Annotated in this window: 21 protein-coding genes; 6 read left to right on the top strand and 15 right to left on the bottom strand. The window is 44.4% G+C overall.

What is annotated here, in order from left to right:
* The first annotated feature begins 260 nt into the window (after window positions 1–260).
* Both ACEN8J_RS06435 and ACEN8J_RS06430 read left to right on the top strand, forming a co-directional pair.
* Window positions 261–539 (top strand): hypothetical protein, encoded by a 279-nt coding sequence (locus tag ACEN8J_RS06435; protein ID WP_029517709.1) that lies wholly within the window; start codon window positions 261–263, stop codon window positions 537–539.
* A gap of 31 nt (window positions 540–570) precedes the next feature.
* Window positions 571–1602, top strand: a complete 1032-nt coding sequence (locus tag ACEN8J_RS06430; RefSeq protein WP_029517710.1) for a glycosyl hydrolase — start codon at window positions 571–573, stop codon at window positions 1600–1602.
* Between the two features lie 72 nt (window positions 1603–1674).
* On the opposite strand, the gene ACEN8J_RS06425 is transcribed toward ACEN8J_RS06430, so the two are convergent.
* From ACEN8J_RS06425 to ACEN8J_RS06400, 6 genes are all read right to left on the bottom strand, one after another.
* Complete coding sequence (locus ACEN8J_RS06425; RefSeq protein ID WP_013311038.1) at window positions 1675–1890, bottom strand: hypothetical protein; 216 nt, start codon at window positions 1888–1890, stop codon at window positions 1675–1677.
* A gap of 186 nt (window positions 1891–2076) precedes the next feature.
* Window positions 2077–3180 carry a glycerol dehydrogenase gene (locus tag ACEN8J_RS06420; RefSeq protein WP_029517711.1) on the bottom strand — a complete coding sequence of 368 codons (1104 nt, stop codon included), beginning with the start codon at window positions 3178–3180 and terminating at the stop codon, window positions 2077–2079.
* 133 nt (window positions 3181–3313) lie between these two features.
* Window positions 3314–3862: a GNAT family N-acetyltransferase gene (locus ACEN8J_RS06415; protein WP_029517712.1), complete on the bottom strand. Its 549-nt coding sequence runs from the start codon at window positions 3860–3862 to the stop codon at window positions 3314–3316.
* A 201-nt stretch (window positions 3863–4063) separates the two neighbouring features.
* A complete protein-coding gene (locus tag ACEN8J_RS06410) occupies window positions 4064–5050 on the bottom strand; it encodes a ketoacyl-ACP synthase III (RefSeq protein WP_495594353.1) in 987 nt (328 codons plus the stop codon).
* A gap of 31 nt (window positions 5051–5081) precedes the next feature.
* Window positions 5082–5432: a hypothetical protein gene (locus ACEN8J_RS06405; RefSeq protein WP_318627878.1), complete on the bottom strand. Its 351-nt coding sequence runs from the start codon at window positions 5430–5432 to the stop codon at window positions 5082–5084.
* A 183-nt stretch (window positions 5433–5615) separates the two neighbouring features.
* Window positions 5616–6269 carry a cell wall hydrolase gene (locus tag ACEN8J_RS06400; RefSeq protein ID WP_318627877.1) on the bottom strand — a complete coding sequence of 218 codons (654 nt, stop codon included), beginning with the start codon at window positions 6267–6269 and terminating at the stop codon, window positions 5616–5618.
* A 457-nt stretch (window positions 6270–6726) separates the two neighbouring features.
* Between ACEN8J_RS06400 and ACEN8J_RS06395 the strand changes: the two genes are divergently transcribed.
* The gene (locus ACEN8J_RS06395) at window positions 6727–7392 is read left to right on the top strand and encodes a cupin domain-containing protein (RefSeq protein ID WP_039272218.1); all 666 of its coding nucleotides are present in this window, start codon (window positions 6727–6729) and stop codon (window positions 7390–7392) included.
* A gap of 111 nt (window positions 7393–7503) precedes the next feature.
* Entirely contained in the window at window positions 7504–7734 is a 231-nt protein-coding gene (locus tag ACEN8J_RS06390; protein ID WP_029517718.1) for an LSm family protein, read from the top strand.
* Window positions 7735–7923: 189 nt separating this feature from the next.
* On the opposite strand, the gene ACEN8J_RS06385 is transcribed toward ACEN8J_RS06390, so the two are convergent.
* A complete protein-coding gene (locus ACEN8J_RS06385) occupies window positions 7924–8052 on the bottom strand; it encodes a hypothetical protein (RefSeq protein ID WP_013371969.1) in 129 nt (42 codons plus the stop codon).
* Between the two features lie 168 nt (window positions 8053–8220).
* Here ACEN8J_RS06385 and ACEN8J_RS06380 point away from each other — a divergent pair, with 168 nt between their 5' ends.
* Window positions 8221–8487, top strand: a complete 267-nt coding sequence (locus tag ACEN8J_RS06380; protein ID WP_025719729.1) for a DUF2642 domain-containing protein — start codon at window positions 8221–8223, stop codon at window positions 8485–8487.
* Between the two features lie 71 nt (window positions 8488–8558).
* Here the strand turns inward: ACEN8J_RS06380 and ACEN8J_RS06375 are convergent, their stop codons facing one another.
* A complete protein-coding gene (locus ACEN8J_RS06375; RefSeq protein WP_029517719.1) occupies window positions 8559–10103 on the bottom strand; it encodes a GH25 family lysozyme in 1545 nt (514 codons plus the stop codon).
* 239 nt (window positions 10104–10342) lie between these two features.
* Window positions 10343–11368, bottom strand: coding sequence for a YeiH family protein (locus ACEN8J_RS06370; RefSeq protein ID WP_322251730.1), 1026 nt, complete (start codon window positions 11366–11368; stop codon window positions 10343–10345).
* A 118-nt stretch (window positions 11369–11486) separates the two neighbouring features.
* Between ACEN8J_RS06370 and ACEN8J_RS06365 the strand changes: the two genes are divergently transcribed.
* A complete protein-coding gene (locus ACEN8J_RS06365; RefSeq protein ID WP_495594352.1) occupies window positions 11487–12374 on the top strand; it encodes a LysR family transcriptional regulator in 888 nt (295 codons plus the stop codon).
* Window positions 12375–12438: 64 nt separating this feature from the next.
* On the opposite strand, the gene ACEN8J_RS06360 is transcribed toward ACEN8J_RS06365, so the two are convergent.
* The 6 genes from ACEN8J_RS06360 to ACEN8J_RS06335 form a co-directional block, all read right to left on the bottom strand.
* Entirely contained in the window at window positions 12439–14016 is a 1578-nt protein-coding gene (locus ACEN8J_RS06360) for a glycoside hydrolase family 43 protein (protein ID WP_495594351.1), read from the bottom strand.
* 16 nt (window positions 14017–14032) lie between these two features.
* Window positions 14033–14989 (bottom strand): pectinesterase family protein, encoded by a 957-nt coding sequence (locus ACEN8J_RS06355; protein ID WP_495594350.1) that lies wholly within the window; start codon window positions 14987–14989, stop codon window positions 14033–14035.
* Between the two features lie 25 nt (window positions 14990–15014).
* Window positions 15015–15899, bottom strand: coding sequence for a dienelactone hydrolase family protein (locus ACEN8J_RS06350; RefSeq protein WP_342434296.1), 885 nt, complete (start codon window positions 15897–15899; stop codon window positions 15015–15017).
* 23 nt (window positions 15900–15922) lie between these two features.
* Entirely contained in the window at window positions 15923–17284 is a 1362-nt protein-coding gene (locus tag ACEN8J_RS06345; protein ID WP_495594349.1) for a glycoside hydrolase family 28 protein, read from the bottom strand.
* Between the two features lie 169 nt (window positions 17285–17453).
* Window positions 17454–18974 carry an extracellular solute-binding protein gene (locus ACEN8J_RS06340; protein ID WP_029517726.1) on the bottom strand — a complete coding sequence of 507 codons (1521 nt, stop codon included), beginning with the start codon at window positions 18972–18974 and terminating at the stop codon, window positions 17454–17456.
* Window positions 18975–19002: 28 nt separating this feature from the next.
* Complete coding sequence (locus ACEN8J_RS06335) at window positions 19003–19626, bottom strand: YesL family protein (protein ID WP_029517727.1); 624 nt, start codon at window positions 19624–19626, stop codon at window positions 19003–19005.
* Window positions 19627–19639 lie beyond the last annotated feature (13 nt).

The following is a 19639-nucleotide window of genomic DNA, read 5'->3' as shown; positions in this document are numbered from 1 at the left end:
TTGCATCTTCATATATGTGAAGTGTACCCCCTTATGTCAATATTTCGCTGAATATAAAGTCTGATGTCGAATCAAGGTAGAGTGGGTATTTAGACGTCTTTCATTGCAGGACGGTAGTTATGGTATAATTTAGTCAACTTGTTCAAGATCGTAACCAGTGCTCAATTGTTTACTCAACTTGCAATTAAATTCACATCCAAGAATCCACATTCCGTTTACAACCTGCATATTCTGTTTGTAAACCCAGGAGGAGGATACCGATGTCCCCAATCTTTTTAGCAAGTTTAATGATAATGGGTATATTTTTATTTCAGGCAGCCATCGTTTTCGGCATCATACATTGGATTTCGAAACGCACTCAACGTCCAGCACAAACCAAAATGTATCTCACAATGAGTTTGCTCGTTGTAATTTTAGGCTTCCTTGTATGGGACAACTGGATACACTCACAGGAATTCAATGGATGGGCCATGATTAGTCTGCTGGTGATTATTATTAGTGCCTATATACAGCTTAGAAAGCAAAAAGAAAAATACTAATCCCATTACCATGCATCAAAGGAGGAGCGCCATGAAATCTCACTCAACACGCTTTTGGTTACAGAGGGTGCTACTGCTAATGCTTGTTTTACTCTTCAGCGGCTCTCAGCAATCGTTCATTGTTGCCGATGCCGCCCCGCCAATTAATGTTCAGGCCTCTGCCAAAGCCAAGCAATTACTTGCCTACCTATCTAATGTACCGGATGGTATGCTAATTTCCGGGCAGCATGATTACTTAGAGGCACCGGATGAACAAAATAACAAGCTACAACAAATCAGCGGACAATACGCAGGGCTTCACGGCTATGAGTTTGGAGGATTAGCCAATCAGTCTCTTACGGCCCTACGAGAGCAACGTCAGCATGTTGTGAATAGTGCTATCCAATGGAGTCGGGGCGGCGGAATCGTAGCTGTTACCTTCCATCAGGCGCTACCGGGCAAACCCAAAACGTGGAAAAACGTACAAGCAAAAATTACTCAAGCTGAATTTAATCGTTACATCACGCCAGGTACCCCGCAATATAAACAACTGATCGCCGATCTGGATGAGGTGGCTCTGTCCCTTAAGACCTTACGAGACGCGGATGTACCTGTTTTATGGAGGCCCTATCATGAAATGAACGGCAACTGGTTTTGGTGGGGAGACAAGCAAAATTACGCCAAGTTGTGGAATTTAATGTATGATCGATTTACTCATGTCCATCATCTGGATAACCTGTTGTGGGTGTGGAGTCCCAATGCCCCAAACGCATATAGCACTCCTTATGATCTTTCCTTCCCAGGTATTAACCGGGTAGATATTCTTGCAGCTGATATCTATAACAATGATTACAAATCCTCTTACTACACCGAATTACTAAAGCTTGCGCAGGGCAAGCCTATGGGAATCGGAGAAAGTAATATTCTGCCGAGTGCGAAGGTGCTGCAGAACCAGCCAGCCTGGGCCTATGCCATGACATGGGGTAAGGAACTGTCGGCAACCAATTCACAAGCAGCAATCAGACATTTTATGAACCAAAATAATATCATTACACGAGACCTTCTTCATGAATCTCTGGACTGAAAGAAAAAAGCTTTCACTTCGCTCTAGAAGCAAAGTGAAAGCTTTTTTATACCAAAATCCAAATAAAGTTCTCTAACTATTCCTGATAACCTCTTCTAGATCAATATCGGCATATGCCTCTTCTCCAAGATGTACGGATACAATGGTGTAGATCCGCTTGGACAGTCTAGACATCAGCCGATCACCCGGTGCTACAGAGTATTCTTCCCGATAATCTCCAATTTTGTGAAAACCGCTGGACATATGGATGTACAAGTTGCCCCTACGTGTTTTACCATGCACCAACATCAAATCTCCTCCTGCTGTGTAACCAACCTAATTTCCCTGTTACATGTATATCGGTCAGAACAAGATAGGATATAAGTCCCTGGTATCCTTCTTTCGTTTCACATGTAGTGCACGTACACGAAACGGGTCTGCCAGTGATGTGACAGACCCGTTTTTGCAAACCCATTTTCGTGATTTAGGAAGAAACTATTCTTGATAGGATTCTGCTATTGCATTCGCTGCAATGATTGCATTGTACACGTCAGCAGGACTAACCGGGAACGGCATGTTGACCATTGTATCATTCGATGCACAAGCAGCTTCAGCCACTTGGCGCCATTCAGCCTCAACAAATTCCTCTACACCCAAGTCACGAAGTGTCAATGGAAGGCCTACATCCTTAACCAGTTTAATCACGGTTTCCAGTTCTTCTTTCGGTGCATTTTCCAGCACTAGCTGGGTTAACAAACCGAATGTGACTTTCTCACCATGCTGTGCTTTATGAAGCGAAGGAACAGCCGTCATACCATTATGAATGGCGTGTGCTGCTGCCAATCCACCTGATTCTGCACCAACACCGCTCAGATAAATGGTAGCTTCAATCGTATCCTCCACCGCACGAGTATATACTTTACGATCCACAGCACGTTTGGCCTTCACAGCATTTTCCAGCAACGTATCATAACAAAGACGAGCAAGTCCCAGCCCTGTAGTGGAAGGCTTGTTCAGAACCAGGTTATCCCCGTTGGCCTGATAGCAAGCACGAGCTTCAAAATAAGTGGCCAGTGCATCACCGATTCCAGCTGCAAAGAAACGTGCAGGCGCTGCTGCCAGAATGCCTGTATCCGCCAGTACAACGTCTGGATTAGTAGGCAGGAACAGATATTCATCAAAAGAGCCATCTTTTTTGTATATAACCGCAAGCGCGGTACAAGGAGCATCTGTAGAAGCAATCGTTGGGAAAATAACAACAGGCAGCTTTTCATAATAAGCCGTTGCCTTAGCGGTATCCAATGTTTTTCCCCCGCCAATGCCTATGATAATGTTCGAACCATGTTTACGCACCAATTCGCGGTTACGATCAATCTCTTCTTTTGTACATTCATATTGGAATTTCTCGAAGACCACTTGGTTACCAGCTGCTTCAATTGAAGCGCCTGCCTCCTTTTGGGCCCTTTCAAGTATGAACTCATCGCAGATAACAAAGGCTTTATCGCCATAATCCTTAATATAGTCATTTAACGACGAGAGCAGATTTTGTCCAGAAATAAATTTCTTGGGTGAAGTGATGGATCTTACAACGTTTGCCATGTAAATTCCTCCTCAGCTTTGACTCATACTCAAATTAATAACCATTTGGGCATGTGACCCCTTAACTATAAACCTCTTTTCACATTATTAAAAGGCTTATTATGGAATATTTTATGAACAAATTGTGTATCTATTATACTTGAACAGTCGAGCTCCATTCAGAATACAGGATACCCATCATGATACGATCATAACTGTTGCCATCACGAAGAACAGCGGAACGAACTCTACCCTCAAGCTGGAACCCCGCCTTCTCATAAGTTCGGATCGCTTGTGTATTGTACTCAATCACATCCAAGCCGACCCGATTTAAATTGAGCTCATAAAACGCATACCGAAGAATGAGACCTACAGCTTCTGCCCCAAAGCCCTTGCCACGGTACTCCGTATTACCTATACCTATTGCCAGTTGTCCGCTGCGATTATTCCACTCAATCCCGTGGATAGCAACAAATCCGATCAGGACATCATCTGCCAATGTTCTTAATCGAAAATAGACCTCGTTAGATCTGGGAGATCCTTCTGACTCCATCTGTTTCAACGTGTAAGGAAGCGCTAAATCCGTATCTACATTTCGCAGATACTTCGCATCCTCACCCCATTTGAACATCACTTCGGCATCTTCTTCCCTGACTGCGGCCAGCTTTATTCGTTCTCCATAAAATAAATTTTCGATCTTAATGACCCTTCAGCTCCTATTATGAAATGTGTGCTATGTTTTCTGTCATAATTATCATGCTATCCGATGTCCGCAATATAAGCTCTCCCTTATGAATTCAATGTTTAAATTTTACAAAATAATCAAACATAACACAACCAAATCATTACAATTGTCATTGTGTGATACACAAAAAGACCTTGCAGCTGCAAGGTCTTCGCATAACTAATATTTAAACAACATAGCAACCAGCTGATACCCAGCTCCAATCGTCCAGAACAGCACATAATCACCGCGCCGGATACGACCCGATTCAATACCTTCATGTAGAGCAATGAACGGGCTACTGGTTCCTGTGTAACCATATCGATCACCCACATAAATCATTTGGGTATCCTCTAGCTCCAAGTGATCCTGAATCTTTAATACATTTGCTAACGAGAACTGAGACAGACAATAAGCCCGTACATCCTGAGGCGATAGCCCATTCTTTTTTAAAATGCGTTCAAGCAGATCAAATGTAGGAGGCAAGGCCATATTAGCATCGAACGGAAGCCACTGAATATATTTTCCGGGGGCATTCCTTTGGAGTGTTGCCGCTAACCCCTGAGCCGGGTACAAAATTTTATCTATATTGACTGGGTCCGTAAAATACATAGAATCTATAAATCCGGTGTCTTCTTCTGTACGCTCCAAAATAACCGCACATGCAGCATCTCCATAGTTCGCATAAGTAATCTCATCCTCCGGACCGGAAATGAGTGAATTAAAATCCGACCCGATAATAAGTGCTGTCCGCACGTCAGGATTAGATAACATCGACCGACTGGCTTGATCGACAGCGACTGTCATCCCTGCACAATTCGCGTTGGAATCCATCACGGCCACATCATGTCTGGCCCCAATCACATGGTGAACAAACAAGGCATTCATCGGAAACAGTGACTCAGGAACTTGAGTGGAGAACACGATCATATCCACGTCACGGCCTGTCATACCAGCCTGTTCCAGAGCTTTTTGTGCAGCCGCAATTCCCATGGTTAAACCGTTTTCGTTCGGGTCATCAATGATATAACGCTCTCTTCTGCCCATATGCTCCATGAAGCGTCGAATATCCTTGCCCCGCTCGTCAAAATGGCGAACATAGTATTCGTTATCCAACGAATGGGACGGATGGTACACACCCAGTGCTTTTATTTTGATATGGCTCATCAGGCTTCCCCCTTACACATACGTCAGCGCATTATTGTACAACAATATCTACGTTGTTTAATCCTGCTTCGCGTGCTACTCGACCAAGCTGCATTTTAATAATGGTTTGTTGAAGGCTGATACCAAAGATTACTTTGGCAAATCCGGTTTCTTTATAACGTACAAATGAGCCCTTCAATTTTTCCACTTCTCCCGGACCCAAAAGTGCCATCTGGGTACAATCTACCTTGAGTGTAAAGCTGGACGCCTGAATGGATGAGGTTTTGGCTACATAATCTTTTACAAAGCTATCATACTCCTCCTGGCTAAACACTCCATTCACCGCCATATATACCGTTTTCATGGCTTGATCTACTTCGATAGTGTAAGGATGTTGACTCATTTTAGAAAGACTCCTTTAATTTCATTTTTTTGTCTATTAAGAGTATCGGAATAATAGGTAGAATTTTTAATATTAAATCAGATGAATCACCACTAATATATTACAAATTTGCGAATATAAAAAACCGTCACTGCTCCTAAAGAAGCAACTGACGGCTAGAAATTTGCGTATTCTCATGTGAAATTAATTCGTAAACGTATGGCGACCGAGTGAGATGACAGCCGGGCGACTTTTACTCCATTTGGCTGTGGCAATGGCCGGGTTGTAATAAAACAAGGACCCATTGGTCGGATCAGCACCATTAAGTGCCTGTCTGGCTGCACGGTACGCAGTCTTGTTGGGTTTCAGGCGGTATTGTCCATCCTGTACAGCGGTGAATTGGCCAGGCTGCAAAATAACGTCCGGGATCGAGCTTGGAAACTCGCCGGACTGAACACGGTTTAATACGACAGCGCCGACAGCTACTTGACCTTCAAACGATTCTCCGCGCGCCTCAGAATAAATGATACGAGCCAGTTGATCCAGCGCGGTTACGCGCACCTTACCGAAGGATTTCAGCTTGGCTTGTGTAGCAGCTCCGGCTACTCCATCAGGTGTCAGACCGTTATCCCGTTGAAAACGAGTCACCGCTTTACTGGTCAGAGAACCATAGTACCCAGTAAACCCGGCTTTGAAATAACCGAGCGAATGAAGCCGCTGTTGAAGCTCCAGCACCCGTTCGCTTTGAACCCCTTTCTTCAAAGCTGACGATTGTGCTTGTGCTTGTCCTGGTGCGACTGACAATACAGTACCTAACATACATGCGCAGGACAGGATTAAAATAGATAATTTTTTCATATTCCAGACAACCTCCTCTTTCATGTTCTGTCCGGTGCAACCATTCCGGCCTGTACAACTCAGGGACGTTTATCCGATGATGTTTCTTATGACATAACTTATGCCTAGCTGCAGAAATGACGCGTGGCTACATACGGAATGGGACAATCATGCTTTCACACGTCCGTTGCAGTATACCACAAGCCGCATTTACGTATCATCCGGCTCTGGTCCTAAGACTACCCAAGCAAATAAAACGCCATCCCTAAAGGAATGACGTGTATTAAAAGCAATGGAGCATGTTCTGGACACACTTGAATACGTGACTTTTTTCGCTATTTTTCGCTTTAACTTACCCGGGACCGAAGCCTGATTTCTATGAATTCAAATCACATTTCCGCGCACACATATATAGGCGTATGCATAGGGTAGCGTACGATCCTCAAATTTCGAATAACAGAAAGGCTGGAAACGACGCGTGAATTCATATATGGATTACACCTCTCCTACTGTACAATTCACCTATGATTTAAGAGACAATGTTTTGTTTCAGAAGGATGCTCAAAATTCGATCAACGAGCTGTCGATCCAGCAGCTGAATACATTGGCAAATGTATCGCTGCTGGATATTCGCCTCAGCACTGCTAATGTTGTGGAGCCTCACTATCATCAAAATGCCACAGAACTGGTCTACTGCATCTCTGGAGCCGTAACCGTGTCACTGATTAACCCCTTTACCCGCGAGTTACGACATTTTCCGATCACACCTGGCCAAGTGGCTAACGTCCCTCAAGGATGGTGGCATTATCTGGTCGCCACGATGGATAACACTCATTTGTTGACGATTTTTGATGCCCCGACCCCTGAATTTATACTGGGATCTGACATTTTGCGCCTAACGCCAAATAACATTATGGCTCATACTTACTGCCTGGATGAGAATAAGGTTCAGGAAGCGCTCGTCCCTATTAAAAAGCCTGTCATCATCGGTCCTCCCAATGACTGCAAGCAGCAGCCCCCCCGAAAACCTGAGATACATGTGAGGCTTGCTGATGCTTCACCACACTATCAAGCCGTCCCCCAAAGAGATTACGCCTATACTAACGGATATCCTGGCTTCTCTTTTAATCCCTATCAAGAATAGGCTAACTCTAGTCAGGTCTTAGTTCGAGGGAATACCTTTTCCCTGTATGTTCGCCGTTACCATAAGACCGTCCCTCTCATAAAATGCCAATGTATAAGAGGGGGTGATGGAATGGACGCTTACTACAACTGTTTGAACTGCATGAATAAAAAGGTACGTATTCTCACCATGGACGGAAAACAGTACGAAGGAACCATTATGGATGTGGATCGTAATAATGTGTACTTAAAAACAGAACGGAACGGACGTGTACAAACGTCTGCCTTTTACCCTGGCTACGGGTATGGGAATCAAATCTTAACATTGAGCCTGTTCACCCTGCTGGCGATTGCGTTAATTTAATCCCTGACCCATTGTCCGTTCCTGTCTATAGATGCCAATGTACCTCAAATGACAGCTGTCTCGCCCGGCACCATTTGTGTAGGGCTTGTACGCTGTTATTTGAGGTGTTTTATCATTTATTCCATCCTCTAAAACACTTAACCCCCCATCAGTTATATACCGATGGGGGGTTAAGCTACTCATTTTAAATTAAACCCATAAAGACTTCGTAATGATAACGAGCAGAATGAACAGTACCAGAATAGCTCCTGTCGATGTCCAAACTCCTGGGTAGCCTCCTACTGAACCGCCGCCACAACCTCTTTCACATTCACTCATGGTCATTGCCTCCTTCAATTCAAGGTACAACATAGCTTATGTATTGAGCTTTCCTATGGACCGGGCTTTTTGGCAATGTTATGAATGTTTTCGCTGATGGGCATTAGCCTACACCTTTCCTAGGCAGGAGCATAGGATAACACAACTAATCTTGAAGGAGTGAAGCAATTGAATTCAAATCAAATGCTCAATTACAACGTTAATCAACCTTTTCCTCACCATCCTACCTCTCATCACGTCGTGGTGCACCCTGTAGATCCATACGTCGTAGAAACATTAAAATCGGTGATCGGCAAGTACGTTGTACTTGAGACCACTCGTGGCAGAATTGATGGATGCGTAGTTGATTGTAAGCCCGACCATGTCATTTTAGATGTATATGGGAAAAAATTCTTTGTTCGAATCAGCGAAATCGTATGGATCATGCCCAACTAAACAAATCAGACATTAAAAATCCTCGCAGATCCTATTCCGGATTCGCGAGGATTGATCATGATATGATTATGCTAATCGAGCTCTCCTCCAAGTGAAGCCCGGAGTTCATCTATCGTTCCGTTGTATTCATCCAAATCCACTTGGCCTCGAATACCCGGAACACTGCCTGTGCTACTGTATTGCCAAGCCCACCAGTTATTCCAAGCTGGAACCGCGGTCGGCTTTTGCGTAGTGCTGTATCGGGCTACCCACAGTTTATACATAGAAAATGTAGGATCAAACTTGGAAGCAAAGACATTACCCGTGTATACGATCGGCTGACGTCCGGTAAGCCTCTCCATTTCATCCAAAAAGGCATGAGCCACTTCATTAATTTGTGCAGGAGTAAGACCTTTGGGGTTATTTTCATAGTCCATCACAGGGGGCAGATCCAGCCTGCCTCCTGCTGAATCTAGAGCCCTAGCAAAGTTAGCAGCTTCCTGACGAGCTCCATCCGCGGTAGTTGCGTTCAAAAAGTGGTAAGCGCCAACCAAGATGTTAGCCTCTCTGGCACCCTGTACATTTATCAAAAATTGATTATCTTGATATTTTGTGCCCTCTGTAGCTTTAATAAAAGCAAATGTTTTACCTGCCGCTGCCACTTGCTGCCAATCAATATTGCCATTATAGTGTGAGACGTCAATCCCTTGCGCGTGTCCATCGGAAGAAATCACAGGTGCAACAGGTATGGTAGGTAAAACGTTCTCGGTAGTTGATGGCTCCTCCGTTTCCTGATCCAATGCTATAACAACCTTACCATCATCTGCATTGAGTATATGAAAAGGTGTGCTGTTATTAAGATCAACCACAATACGTACCGATGCGGGAGTTGTACTAAACATGGAATATCTTACTTGGGAAACATCTGGATCTTCTGTGACTGGAAAACTTCCTTGTCCACTATTGTCAAATGATTGCGATGCTAGAAATTCCTCAGCAAACTTTGTATCCGGTATGTCTACAACAATACGGTCTGCATGAGTCAACGTAGTTACTTTGGGGGTTACTTTTCCATTAACAGCTATAGTCAATTGGTGATTAGCGAAGCTAATTTGGTTTATAGCCGTGCGCGCACTCTCTTTAGGATTACTTACAGCTGGAGTAGCAGAATGATCATGAGTGGACTCGCTATTCCCGCTTGAAGCAGGTGGAGTCGTCAGGAACACGGTTTTAAGCTCGTTGTTCCAGACCACATCAACCCCTGTCTGTTCGGATACAAAGCGAAGCGGAACATAAGTCGTCCCCTCTCTAAGCAAAGGCGCTACAGCCAATCCCATTTGATGATCATTAACAGAGGCCATGGGATTGTTGACCTGAAGACTGAGGTTAAGATTTTGCTTATGTATAGTTATGGTCCCTGTCTTGGACTCCCAATTCACGCTATAACCCAATTCCTCTACAATGAGACGGAGTGGAACCAGTATATTCCCCTTTACTTCTTGAATCTGAACACCTTTGCCAACACTTATATCTTTACCGTCTAACTGAAGATGTGAACTCGAAGAGGCAGCGTGACTCTCTCTTGGAAATGCTAGTAGAAACAGAAACAAAAAAGCAAATAAACAAATTTTCTTCATTATGTACCCTACCATTCTCTATATTTTCGCTTATGAAATTCTTGCACTCTATGATTCTCAGGACCTCCATTTTGATAGACGCGAATCATATGTAAAAAGTTACGATTGATTCAGTACATATTTCAGTTTTATCATACAAAAGTACTAAAAAACTCTACCAGCTATATAGCAAGCAGAGCTTTTTCCAGTTTTATTAATCTGGTTTACTAGCAATCTTATCACAAACGAATACTTCATGTTCATACTGTTAAAAATGTTAAACCTATAAGAATAATCGAGGTAACAGACAGTACCAGTAAGGGAAGCATTGCTTTCTCTCGCAAAGCCTTAAAGCTCACATTCAGCCCCATACCTACCATAGCCATCGTTAACATAAAGGTGGTAACTTGAGAAATTCCGTTTGTCAGACTAGATGGAACTACAATATATTTTCCAAAAACATAGCTGCCCACAACACTTGTAGCCATAAAGCCGATGAGGAACCAGGGAAACTCCACTTTAGCATCTGTACGAATTTTTCCGGTTCGTTTCATCCAAACCATTAAAACAAAGCTGAGCGGTATGAGCAAGAAAACACGCCCCAGTTTGGCTAATAAGCCCATTGCAAGAGCATCCTGTCCGGCAGGTGCTGCAGCTAAGGCCACATGTGCAATTTCATGTAAACTGATGCCCGACCAGATCCCATATTGCATATCCGTCAAAGGAAGCCAGGGTCGAAGCACGGTAAACAAAATGGCAAATATCGTACCAACCAAGGCAATGAGTCCTACTCCTATGGCTGTATCCTCATCTTTGGATTTTAACAAGGGAGAAACCGCTGCAATCGCTGCTGCACCACAAACTCCTGTTCCAATACCAAGAAGAAGCGAAAGCGAAGCATCTGCCTTGAAACGTTTTGCCAGCCAAACCGTAAAAAAGATGGAAAATACAACGGTGCCCACATCACGCAAAAGTAAACCCAGTCCATGATGAATGACAACATCCATATTCAGCTTCAGCCCAAATAGCACAATCGCTCCACGTAGTATTTTCTTTGCTGAAAACTCAACCCCTGAGCGCACAGCTTCAGGGTATCCCCACAACTGTCGGTACAGAATAGCGAGAAACATGGCACAAGCCAATGGACCTACATAATGAAAGCCTGGCAATTCGTTCAGACCGTAGCCTGCCAAAGCAAATAACATCGTGAGGATAATGCCAAATATACGCTGGAATAATCGCCCTCTGTTCGAAAATAATTTGGTATGTTGTGTATGACTGTTCATGGTGAACCCCTCCAATTCTACATGCATCCAGCTTAATATGTTTTTTGTCATAAGAAAAATAAATCATTATAATAATGATAATAAGTAAGTAGATATGATGAATTTGGAGGAATGGGCTTTGGACCAATCTTTAATCGTATTTGTTAGGGTCGCGGAGAAACAAAACTTCACACGAGCTGCCGAGGTATTACACATGACCCAACCTGCGGTAAGTCAATATATTCAAATGCTGGAACGTAGCGTAGGAACCCGCCTCCTGGAGCGTAGTAATAAATATGTGCGCTTAACCAAAGCAGGTGAAATTGTGTATCATCATGCCCAGGAGATTATCCGACTCCATACACGTATGCAGTACTTGGTGGATGAGCTAATGCATACGGCAAAGGGTAACCTGTCTATTGGTGCAAGCTACACGTATGGCGAATATGTGCTGCCGCATGTGATTGCGCAAATGAGAATCCAGTATCCACTCATTCAGCCCTCCATTACCATCGGCAATACATTGGAAATTGAAAAGCTCGTGATCCATAATCAATTGGATGTGGGAATTATCGAAGGAGAATTTCAGCATGACCATCTACACATTGGATCATTTGCTGATGATAGAATGTATATCGTCGTTCCGCAAAATCATCGTTTGGCTGGTAAATCTCAAGTGGATATAAATGAGCTGCATGAGGACATCTGGATTCTGCGGGAAGAAGGCTCTGGAACCCGGGAGGCGGCTGAAAAGATGTTTGCACAGCTTCGATTTTATCCTTCTCATATGATGAATTTTGGCAGTACACAGATCATCAAAGAGTCTGTAGAAGCAGGCTTGGGGATTTCTTTGCTGTCCCAATGGGTGATTCAAAAGGAACTTGCTTTGGGAACATTAGAAGTATTGGATATTCTCGATCTCCCCTTCATTCGGAAATTTTCTTTTCTGACCCCTTCTGCGGTATTTGAAACGAAAGCATGCACCGCCTTTTTGGAGATTTTGCGAAGTTATAATGTGAAAAGGTAAAGTGCAGAACCAACGAAAAAAGCACCCATCAAGGTGCTTTCAGCATTCATCATTATAATATTTTTTATGAGGAAAGATGATCCATACCATGATATAAGAAATGGGAAAAATCAGCGTAGCTTCCTTGGAACTGTTGCATATCATGAGCAGCAATACCTACAAAATTTCCTGTAAAACCACCGGATAAAAAGCTGATATCCTGCATTTCAAAAAGCCGCTTCCAAGCAGGTTTATCTCCGACTCCATAATAAAATTGCCCGTGGGATGCATGGACTTCCACAGCTAAATGTATAGGAAGATCGTCCTGTAGCGTAATCGCTTGGGGAACTAAGGTAAATGTATTGGCTTCACATCGCATCATGCGCAGTATCTTCCCTTGTCCCTCTTCATAGCTAACATACGCGTACAAATAATCCTCTTCATTGAGATACAGCAAAAGTCCCGCCATTTGCAAATAGCTGGCTGGCTGATACTCCAGTGCTGTTTCTACCCGGAAATGATGATCCGTTTGCCGAATGGCAAGCACGTGATGCTGGAACAGACTTTGAATGGATTCTCCAGCCAGAATGCGAAGGTAGCCCGGGCGCTGACTTAATGAACACCAGCTCTCGTTAGCCAGGATACGCAATGTATTCCACGTTTTGTCAAGTGTGGGGCCCTCGAAAAAGTCTTCGAAAATATACTCCTGCTGCTCTTGCTTAACCGAAATTGTTCCTTGAGGCGCAGGCACCTCCAATTGGGGTGTATGGCCCCCGGCGGTTAATCGCAGCCAGCCTTCATCATTCCAGTACACTTGCTGCAAGGCTGTTTCCCGTCCTAAAATGGCATATTTCCCCTCTACTGGACGTGTGCATAAATGAGCCATGTACCATTCGCCGTCTGGTGTTTGTACAAGACTGCCATGTCCTGCGCATTGTAACGGGAAATCCAGTCGATCACGTGACGTAAGCATCGGGTTGTGCGGGTCCACTTCATATGGCCCGGATATCTGCTTCGAGCGTGCTATGGTAACGGCATGCCCAGTACCCGTTCCGCCTTCCGCTGTAACAAGATAGTAATAACCGTTATGCTTGTAGATGTGAGGCGCTTCTGTTTTCTTCAAAGGAGTGCAATCGAAGATTTTAACAGGCTCGCCAATAAGCTGTTGTTGCTGGCTGTCATACTCCTGCATAACTATGCCAGAAGATTTGTTGCTTTCCAACATACGGTAATCCCACAATGCGTTCAACAGCCATTTGCGTCCGTCCTCGTCATGAAATAAAGACGGATCAAATCCACTACTGTTAAGATAAACGGGTTCCGACCAAGGTCCTTGGATCGTAGGCGCCGTCATCACAAAATTATGAACGTCCTTGAACGGACGTTTGGTGCTTTTTACATCCGTATAGAGCAGATAAAAAAGGTCATCTGCATAGCTAAGCTGCGGTGCCCAAATGCTGCAATTTTTAGGATTACCTCTTAAGTCAACCTGATCGGTCAAAATATCTGTGCAGTGCTCCCAATGGGCCAAATCTTTGGACTGGTACACCCGTACTCCAGGCAGCCACTCAAATGATGACACCACAATATAGTAAGTATCCAGGGCTCGTGTAATACACGGATCGGGATTAAAGCCTTTTAATATGGGATTTTGGATCATCATGAGACCTCACTTCTCCTTACTTCCAAAATGTGACTTCATCAAAAACCTGTTCCTTGCTCCATGCTTTTGTTCCCGCTTCAAAACAATCCGCCCACGGAACACGCTGCTTACGTAATGCAGCAACTTCATCGTGTCCGTTATATTCCTGATAACAGACCGTTTTCTCGTTCGCGACATTGTCCCAATTGTCCCAGCCACGTGGGTCAATATGAGCGCCCATTTTACAATCGACAAATACGGTCTTGGCATATTCCCGCCACGGACGCCCCAAAAAAACCGGGGCAATATCAGGCTCTGCAGTTAGGTAGCATTGGTTGAATACATAGCCATACGCTTGTCCTTGCGGCGTAGAGGCGGCTGTAACGTAGCTCGTTTGGTTTTCATGATGGCGTAAACTGCGAATTTCACAATCTTCAAAATACGCGGTAGCCCCACCAAAAATAAAGTCCACCGTACCCTCTATATAACAATGCTGATAAAGCTGCCGATAGTGCCTATGATGCTCCTTCAAATGGATTCCACCAAACTGGAGTCGTTCTTTCGGTGCAGGAGGTAGAGGGCCTGTAAATAAAGTATCCTGGTGCCCTTTAAAGGTACAGTTTCTAAAGACCGTTTCATCGCAATGAGCGTATACCGCAACGGCCTGCCCAATGGCTTCTCCCTGTCCTGCCGTGTTGGAAATCGTGAGATTTTCCAAGATCAGATGGCTACCGCCTAAAAATAAAGTGGGTGTCGCAAAGGTCCCTATTTCCTCACCCGCTTCATTCCGCTCCTTGGCATACCGATTCATTCGAATCTCTACCTGCCCGATGCCTATAATATGAAGATACGAACGGTAAATTCGCACCTCTTCCTCATAAATACCTGATAAAATAGTTAACGTTTCCATTTCATTGGAAGCCGACTGCTCCAATACAGCAATTGCCTCCTGAATCGTATGGAAATCACAAAAGGATTCTTTTCCAACTAGCATGATTACCCCGATCCTTTCATTTGATTTACAGGTGCTTGGCTAAAAATGTCTGCCACGCCGTGCGCATTTGCAGCGTCTCCATATGTCCACCGCCTGCAATCACAGGCTGCCAATGCTCTGGGTGACCTGCCTGCTGGTAAGCTTCCAGCAACCCTTTTGCCAAATGCTCGACTCCTTCAATAGGACACATCCGGTCATTTTGACCTGTTATACTCATCCGTGGACGAGGTACGATCCGCTTTTGAATATCAAGGGTGGTAAAATGCTTCAGCAAGCCGGGGACATAGGAATAAAAGCCATGATGGTCCAATCCCCGTTTAGCGATTAGCGTATGGGCATCTACCTGTCCACAAATATCAACCGTAACCTGTATCCGTTCATCTAACGCAGCCATCCACCATGCCATGAGTCCGCCCATCGACATACCGATTGTTGCGATACGGGAAGCATCAATGTCTTCACGCTGGCACATATAATCCACCAAGCGACGGTTATCATACAGCATCATGCCCCACAGCACTTGGCCCTGCCAGAGCATTTCCTTTACCAGCTCGCTTTCGGTTTTGCCCCCACGTTCATTGAAGCCCCACATGTCAATGCAGCATACGCAGTACCCCATGTCTGTCAGGGTTGTAGCAAACGAGGGCTGCTGCAAGTAAGAGCTGCTATGGAGCAGTTCCTTGCGTCCGTTCGTATAATCGCCCCCATGCGAATGGTTAAAAACGACCATTGGAAACGGACCGTTCCCTTGCAAGGGTGTAGCTACATAAGCGGGTACAGATTCGATCCCGTTCAAGTCGAGCAGGAGACACTCCAGTCGGTACCCCTCACGCTCTTCTTCATTCAACAGAGTTGCCGTTATAGGGCGATCTGCCGGAAGGTCTCCCAACAATGCTTGTAATTTATCCACGTTGTACCTCCTTTCATGTCCTCCTAATTCATCCTATTTTGTTCAGAAGGTTGTATCGTTACTTGTTCTATCAGCTTTTCGGGCTGAGCTGTATTCTTCGAATGGCAACGATTGATTTCAACGTCTTCCCCATTCTCAATATAAAAGGCAGGACCTTGATGATTCTCAATCGTCACCTGTTGAAAACGAATATCCTTCACGTTACCTAGATAAAAACCACGGTTGTTCATATCTTCGATCCCTGTCATCATGGCCGGACGACCGGGAATTGCATTTTTAGCCATAGAAATATCAATATTGGAGAATGTAATTTCACCAATATATTGTTCTGCTAGTCCGTATAAGAATCCAGCAGCCGCATGAACCTGTCGTGCCGTAATATCGGAAAAATGAATTCGTCTAAAGCACGGGGTTTCATCGGTAATCGGATAGGGATTTTTGTCCCACACATATTTGTCTTTGCCCCGAGGGCCGCAGAAATAATACAGGTTCAGAATAAATGGACAAATGACCTCCTCCATCACAATGTTGCTGACGCGGATATCCTCGATGATTCCGCCACGTCCCCGTCTGGATTTCAGACGTATACCCCGATCTGTTTGCTTGAACACACAATTGCTGATTGTAACATTACGAATATCACCACTCATTTCGCTCCCCAGTACAACTGCGCCATGTCCATGCACCATCGTACAGTTGGTAATCGTAATATTTTCACATGGAATTCGCTCTTGTGTATCTTCGGTCCCCGCTTTGATCGCAATACAATCATCGCCCACATCTATATTGCAGTTGCTAATACGAACATTGGAACAAGATTCAGGATTAATGCCATCCGTATTGGGGGAGTCCGCCGGGTTAAGAATGGACAAATTATCAATCGTAACGTTATAGCAAGCGATGGGGTTTACAGTCCAACTGGGGGAATTTTTTAACATAACATCTTTAATGGTAACCCGCTGACAACGGTCAAAGCTGATTAATTTGGGTCTCGGATACTGTAACTCCTCTGGATGATTTCGGTGCTTTTCCCACCACGGCTGACCATTTCCATCCAGCGTTCCGCTACCTGTAACTGAAATATTCTCAAGATTCTGTCCATAAATGCATGACGCATGCACTTCCCGCTGAACGCCTTCCCATCTGGATTCCACTACAGGGTAATCAGCCAGATCCGTACTGAAGGACAGAGTTGCGCCAGGGCTTACATGCAGCTCAATGTTACTTTTCAGAAAGATAGCACCTGTCAGATACGTCCCAGACGGAACAACAACGGTTCCTCCTCCAGCATTGCTGGCCGCTTCAATGGCAGCCGCAATCGCTCCCGTAGCCAGCGTCGTGCCATCCTGAACTGCTCCATAATCTACAATGTTATACAATTGCATTTCGTTCTCTCCTGTCTTTTTTTATGAATACGAAAATGATTTATAGACTGACTTGAAAATACACTGGAAAACGGAATAGGCGGAATGGTGCTGGACAAGTGTCAGCGATGGTAAGCACCATCCGCCTGCGTAGTGGCAATTCATGTACACTCATGTTCAACCTATATCTTTATTTTTTCGTTTTCTTATACGCTTCCTCATACTCAGCGGTAATCCGTGATCCACCGGAGTTTTTCCAGTTTTCTACGGCTGCTTTAAATCCGGCTTCGTCAAGCTCACCCATAATAAATTTGAAGGAGGCGTCGGTAATGATTTTCTCCAGCTCTGTTCCTTGCTCATTAGCGGTGACTGAATCCAGTGGCACGGTCGGGTCCAGAACAGCAAATTCATTATTTTCTCGGACTAATTCATTAGCCAGTTCCTTTTCTGGATTGGCATCTTTTAAGTTATAAGTCACTTCACTTGGTCTGGAGCTTGAAAATGGCTGAACATCTGCTTGCCACAAATCTGTATTCGTAATTTTGAAGGCTCCATCTTTTTCGATTTTATAATGAGTGCCTTCAATACCACCGGTCATATACATATATACATCTTTGTCAATTAAATCATCTACAAATTGCAGCAGTCTCTTCAACTCAGCTTCTGTTTTTACTTCGGATTTCGGAAATGCCAGCAAACCTCCTACCCCGCTTCCCTCAGACCATACGTGGTATTTGCCATCTCCATTCGAAATCTTGTTAACTGGTACCAGCTTCAGCCCCTTTTGCAGGCCTTGGGACAAGGTTCTGAGGTTAGAGATATCGATCATGCCTGTATAAATACCTGCTTTACCTTGTGCAAATTGTTGCTGCTGGTCCGTTTTAGCGGTTACAGCAAAGTCTTTAGAGAGATATCCGTTTTTGTATAACTTATTCGAATACTTTAAGGTCTCCAAATATTGGGGAGTATCAAATTCCGGCGTAAACTTTCCGCTTTCATCTACTTTCCAGCCATTAGGTGTGCCAAAGTAGGAACTTAAAGTTTTGAAGCTGCTGTAGCGTAGATCCGATCTGTCAACAAATCCAGTCGTATCCTTTTTTCCATTCCCATCCGGATCATCTTCTGTAAACGCTCTCGCAACTTCATACAACTCATCCAGTGTCGTCGGCACCTTCAATCCTAAGCGATCCAGCCAATCCTGACGAATGACCAGACCTGCCCGAGCCAGATTCTTCTGGAACGGAACGCCATACAGTACCCCTTCAATGGATGCGGCTTCTCGCACTTCAGGCGGGATCTTCTTCAAATTTTCATAATCATCCAAATACTTTCCTACATCCCAGAATAGTCCTGATTTCAATGAACTACGCACTGAAGAGTTAGTCATCATCGTCAGCGTCACCATATCAGCCAGTTCACCAGAAGCCAGTGCGGTGGTAATTCTCTCTTCTTTGGAAGCATCCGGCACCCAGTTGAACGTGATTTTAGAATTGGTGTATTCTTCAATTTTGCTTTTGATCGTTTCTGTAGGCGGAGAAGCTGTATGCAATACGTTTAACCAGGTAAATTCCAGTTTGGATTTCGGATCATAGGTTTGGCCGCTTTGATCCTCTCCCCCCTTATCACCACAAGCTGCTAAAAAAACACTCATGACCATTAGTACAGCAAGAAGGCCTGATACTCCCTTTTTCGTCGTGATTCCCTTTTTCATCGTGTTTGCTCCTTTTCTGTTTGTATATTCATGCCATATCTTCCTCTTTCACCAGAACCTCTCGCTCTATTTTGCTGAATACCTGATGCGTCATCCACATCACGAGATAGCCCATAATACTTGCTCCGGCAAAAGTTAGAATTCCTGGGTACAAGCCTAGAATCAATGCAAATAGCACGACAATGGCTACAAAAAGAACAAGCGTGTATTGTAAATACGAAAATCCAATCACGATCGACATCTTGACCTTCAGTCTGATGCCTCTCCAATCATAGTGAGCCAGCAGCGGGAAAATATAGGCCAAAGAGATAAGATACAAAAAGGCTCCAATAAGCGTCACCACACGAACATACCAGGACGAGACGTTGACGATATCCACGTAGAGCACGTAACCCACAAGGCTGTAAAGCCCCCCAATGATGGCTGCTTCTTTAAAGCTTTCTCTAAAGTAACGTACAAACGTCGAGAAAATGGCGACTTCCTCATTGCCCCGAATCCACTGTCTTAAAATACTAAGCATAGCAACGGTTGCAGGCCCAACGCCTATAAAACCCAAGCCCAGAATCGTCGCAACCGTCCAAAGCAAGTTAAGGTAGACCAGGCGTAGCAGGCGCATGCACCATTTGTTCATGTTTTCTACAAACCGCACCATTTTGCATCCTTCC

Source organism: Paenibacillus sp. Paensp38, assembly GCF_059491915.1.
This window is presented reverse-complemented; position numbering and strand designations above follow the sequence as displayed.

What these genes read in the sequence shown, in the direction of transcription:
- ACEN8J_RS06435 (WP_029517709.1), top strand. Translation starts at nt 261, where the DNA reads ATGTCCCCAATCTTTTTAGCAAGTTTAATGATAATGGGTATATTTTTA.
- ACEN8J_RS06430 (WP_029517710.1), top strand. Translation starts at nt 571, where the DNA reads ATGAAATCTCACTCAACACGCTTTTGGTTACAGAGGGTGCTACTGCTA.
- ACEN8J_RS06425 (WP_013311038.1), bottom strand. Translation starts at nt 1,890, where the DNA reads ATGTTGGTGCATGGTAAAACACGTAGGGGCAACTTGTACATCCATATG.
- ACEN8J_RS06420 (WP_029517711.1), bottom strand. Translation starts at nt 3,180, where the DNA reads ATGGCAAACGTTGTAAGATCCATCACTTCACCCAAGAAATTTATTTCT.
- ACEN8J_RS06410 (WP_495594353.1), bottom strand. Translation starts at nt 5,050, where the DNA reads ATGAGCCATATCAAAATAAAAGCACTGGGTGTGTACCATCCGTCCCAT.
- ACEN8J_RS06405 (WP_318627878.1), bottom strand. Translation starts at nt 5,432, where the DNA reads ATGAGTCAACATCCTTACACTATCGAAGTAGATCAAGCCATGAAAACG.
- ACEN8J_RS06400 (WP_318627877.1), bottom strand. Translation starts at nt 6,269, where the DNA reads ATGAAAAAATTATCTATTTTAATCCTGTCCTGCGCATGTATGTTAGGT.
- ACEN8J_RS06390 (WP_029517718.1), top strand. Translation starts at nt 7,504, where the DNA reads ATGGACGCTTACTACAACTGTTTGAACTGCATGAATAAAAAGGTACGT.
- ACEN8J_RS06385 (WP_013371969.1), bottom strand. Translation starts at nt 8,052, where the DNA reads ATGAGTGAATGTGAAAGAGGTTGTGGCGGCGGTTCAGTAGGAGGCTAC.
- ACEN8J_RS06375 (WP_029517719.1), bottom strand. Translation starts at nt 10,103, where the DNA reads ATGAAGAAAATTTGTTTATTTGCTTTTTTGTTTCTGTTTCTACTAGCA.
- ACEN8J_RS06370 (WP_322251730.1), bottom strand. Translation starts at nt 11,368, where the DNA reads ATGAACAGTCATACACAACATACCAAATTATTTTCGAACAGAGGGCGA.
- ACEN8J_RS06360 (WP_495594351.1), bottom strand. Translation starts at nt 14,016, where the DNA reads ATGATGATCCAAAATCCCATATTAAAAGGCTTTAATCCCGATCCGTGT.
- ACEN8J_RS06355 (WP_495594350.1), bottom strand. Translation starts at nt 14,989, where the DNA reads ATGCTAGTTGGAAAAGAATCCTTTTGTGATTTCCATACGATTCAGGAG.
- ACEN8J_RS06345 (WP_495594349.1), bottom strand. Translation starts at nt 17,284, where the DNA reads ATGCAATTGTATAACATTGTAGATTATGGAGCAGTTCAGGATGGCACG.
- ACEN8J_RS06340 (WP_029517726.1), bottom strand. Translation starts at nt 18,974, where the DNA reads ATGAAAAAGGGAATCACGACGAAAAAGGGAGTATCAGGCCTTCTTGCT.
- ACEN8J_RS06335 (WP_029517727.1), bottom strand. Translation starts at nt 19,626, where the DNA reads ATGGTGCGGTTTGTAGAAAACATGAACAAATGGTGCATGCGCCTGCTA.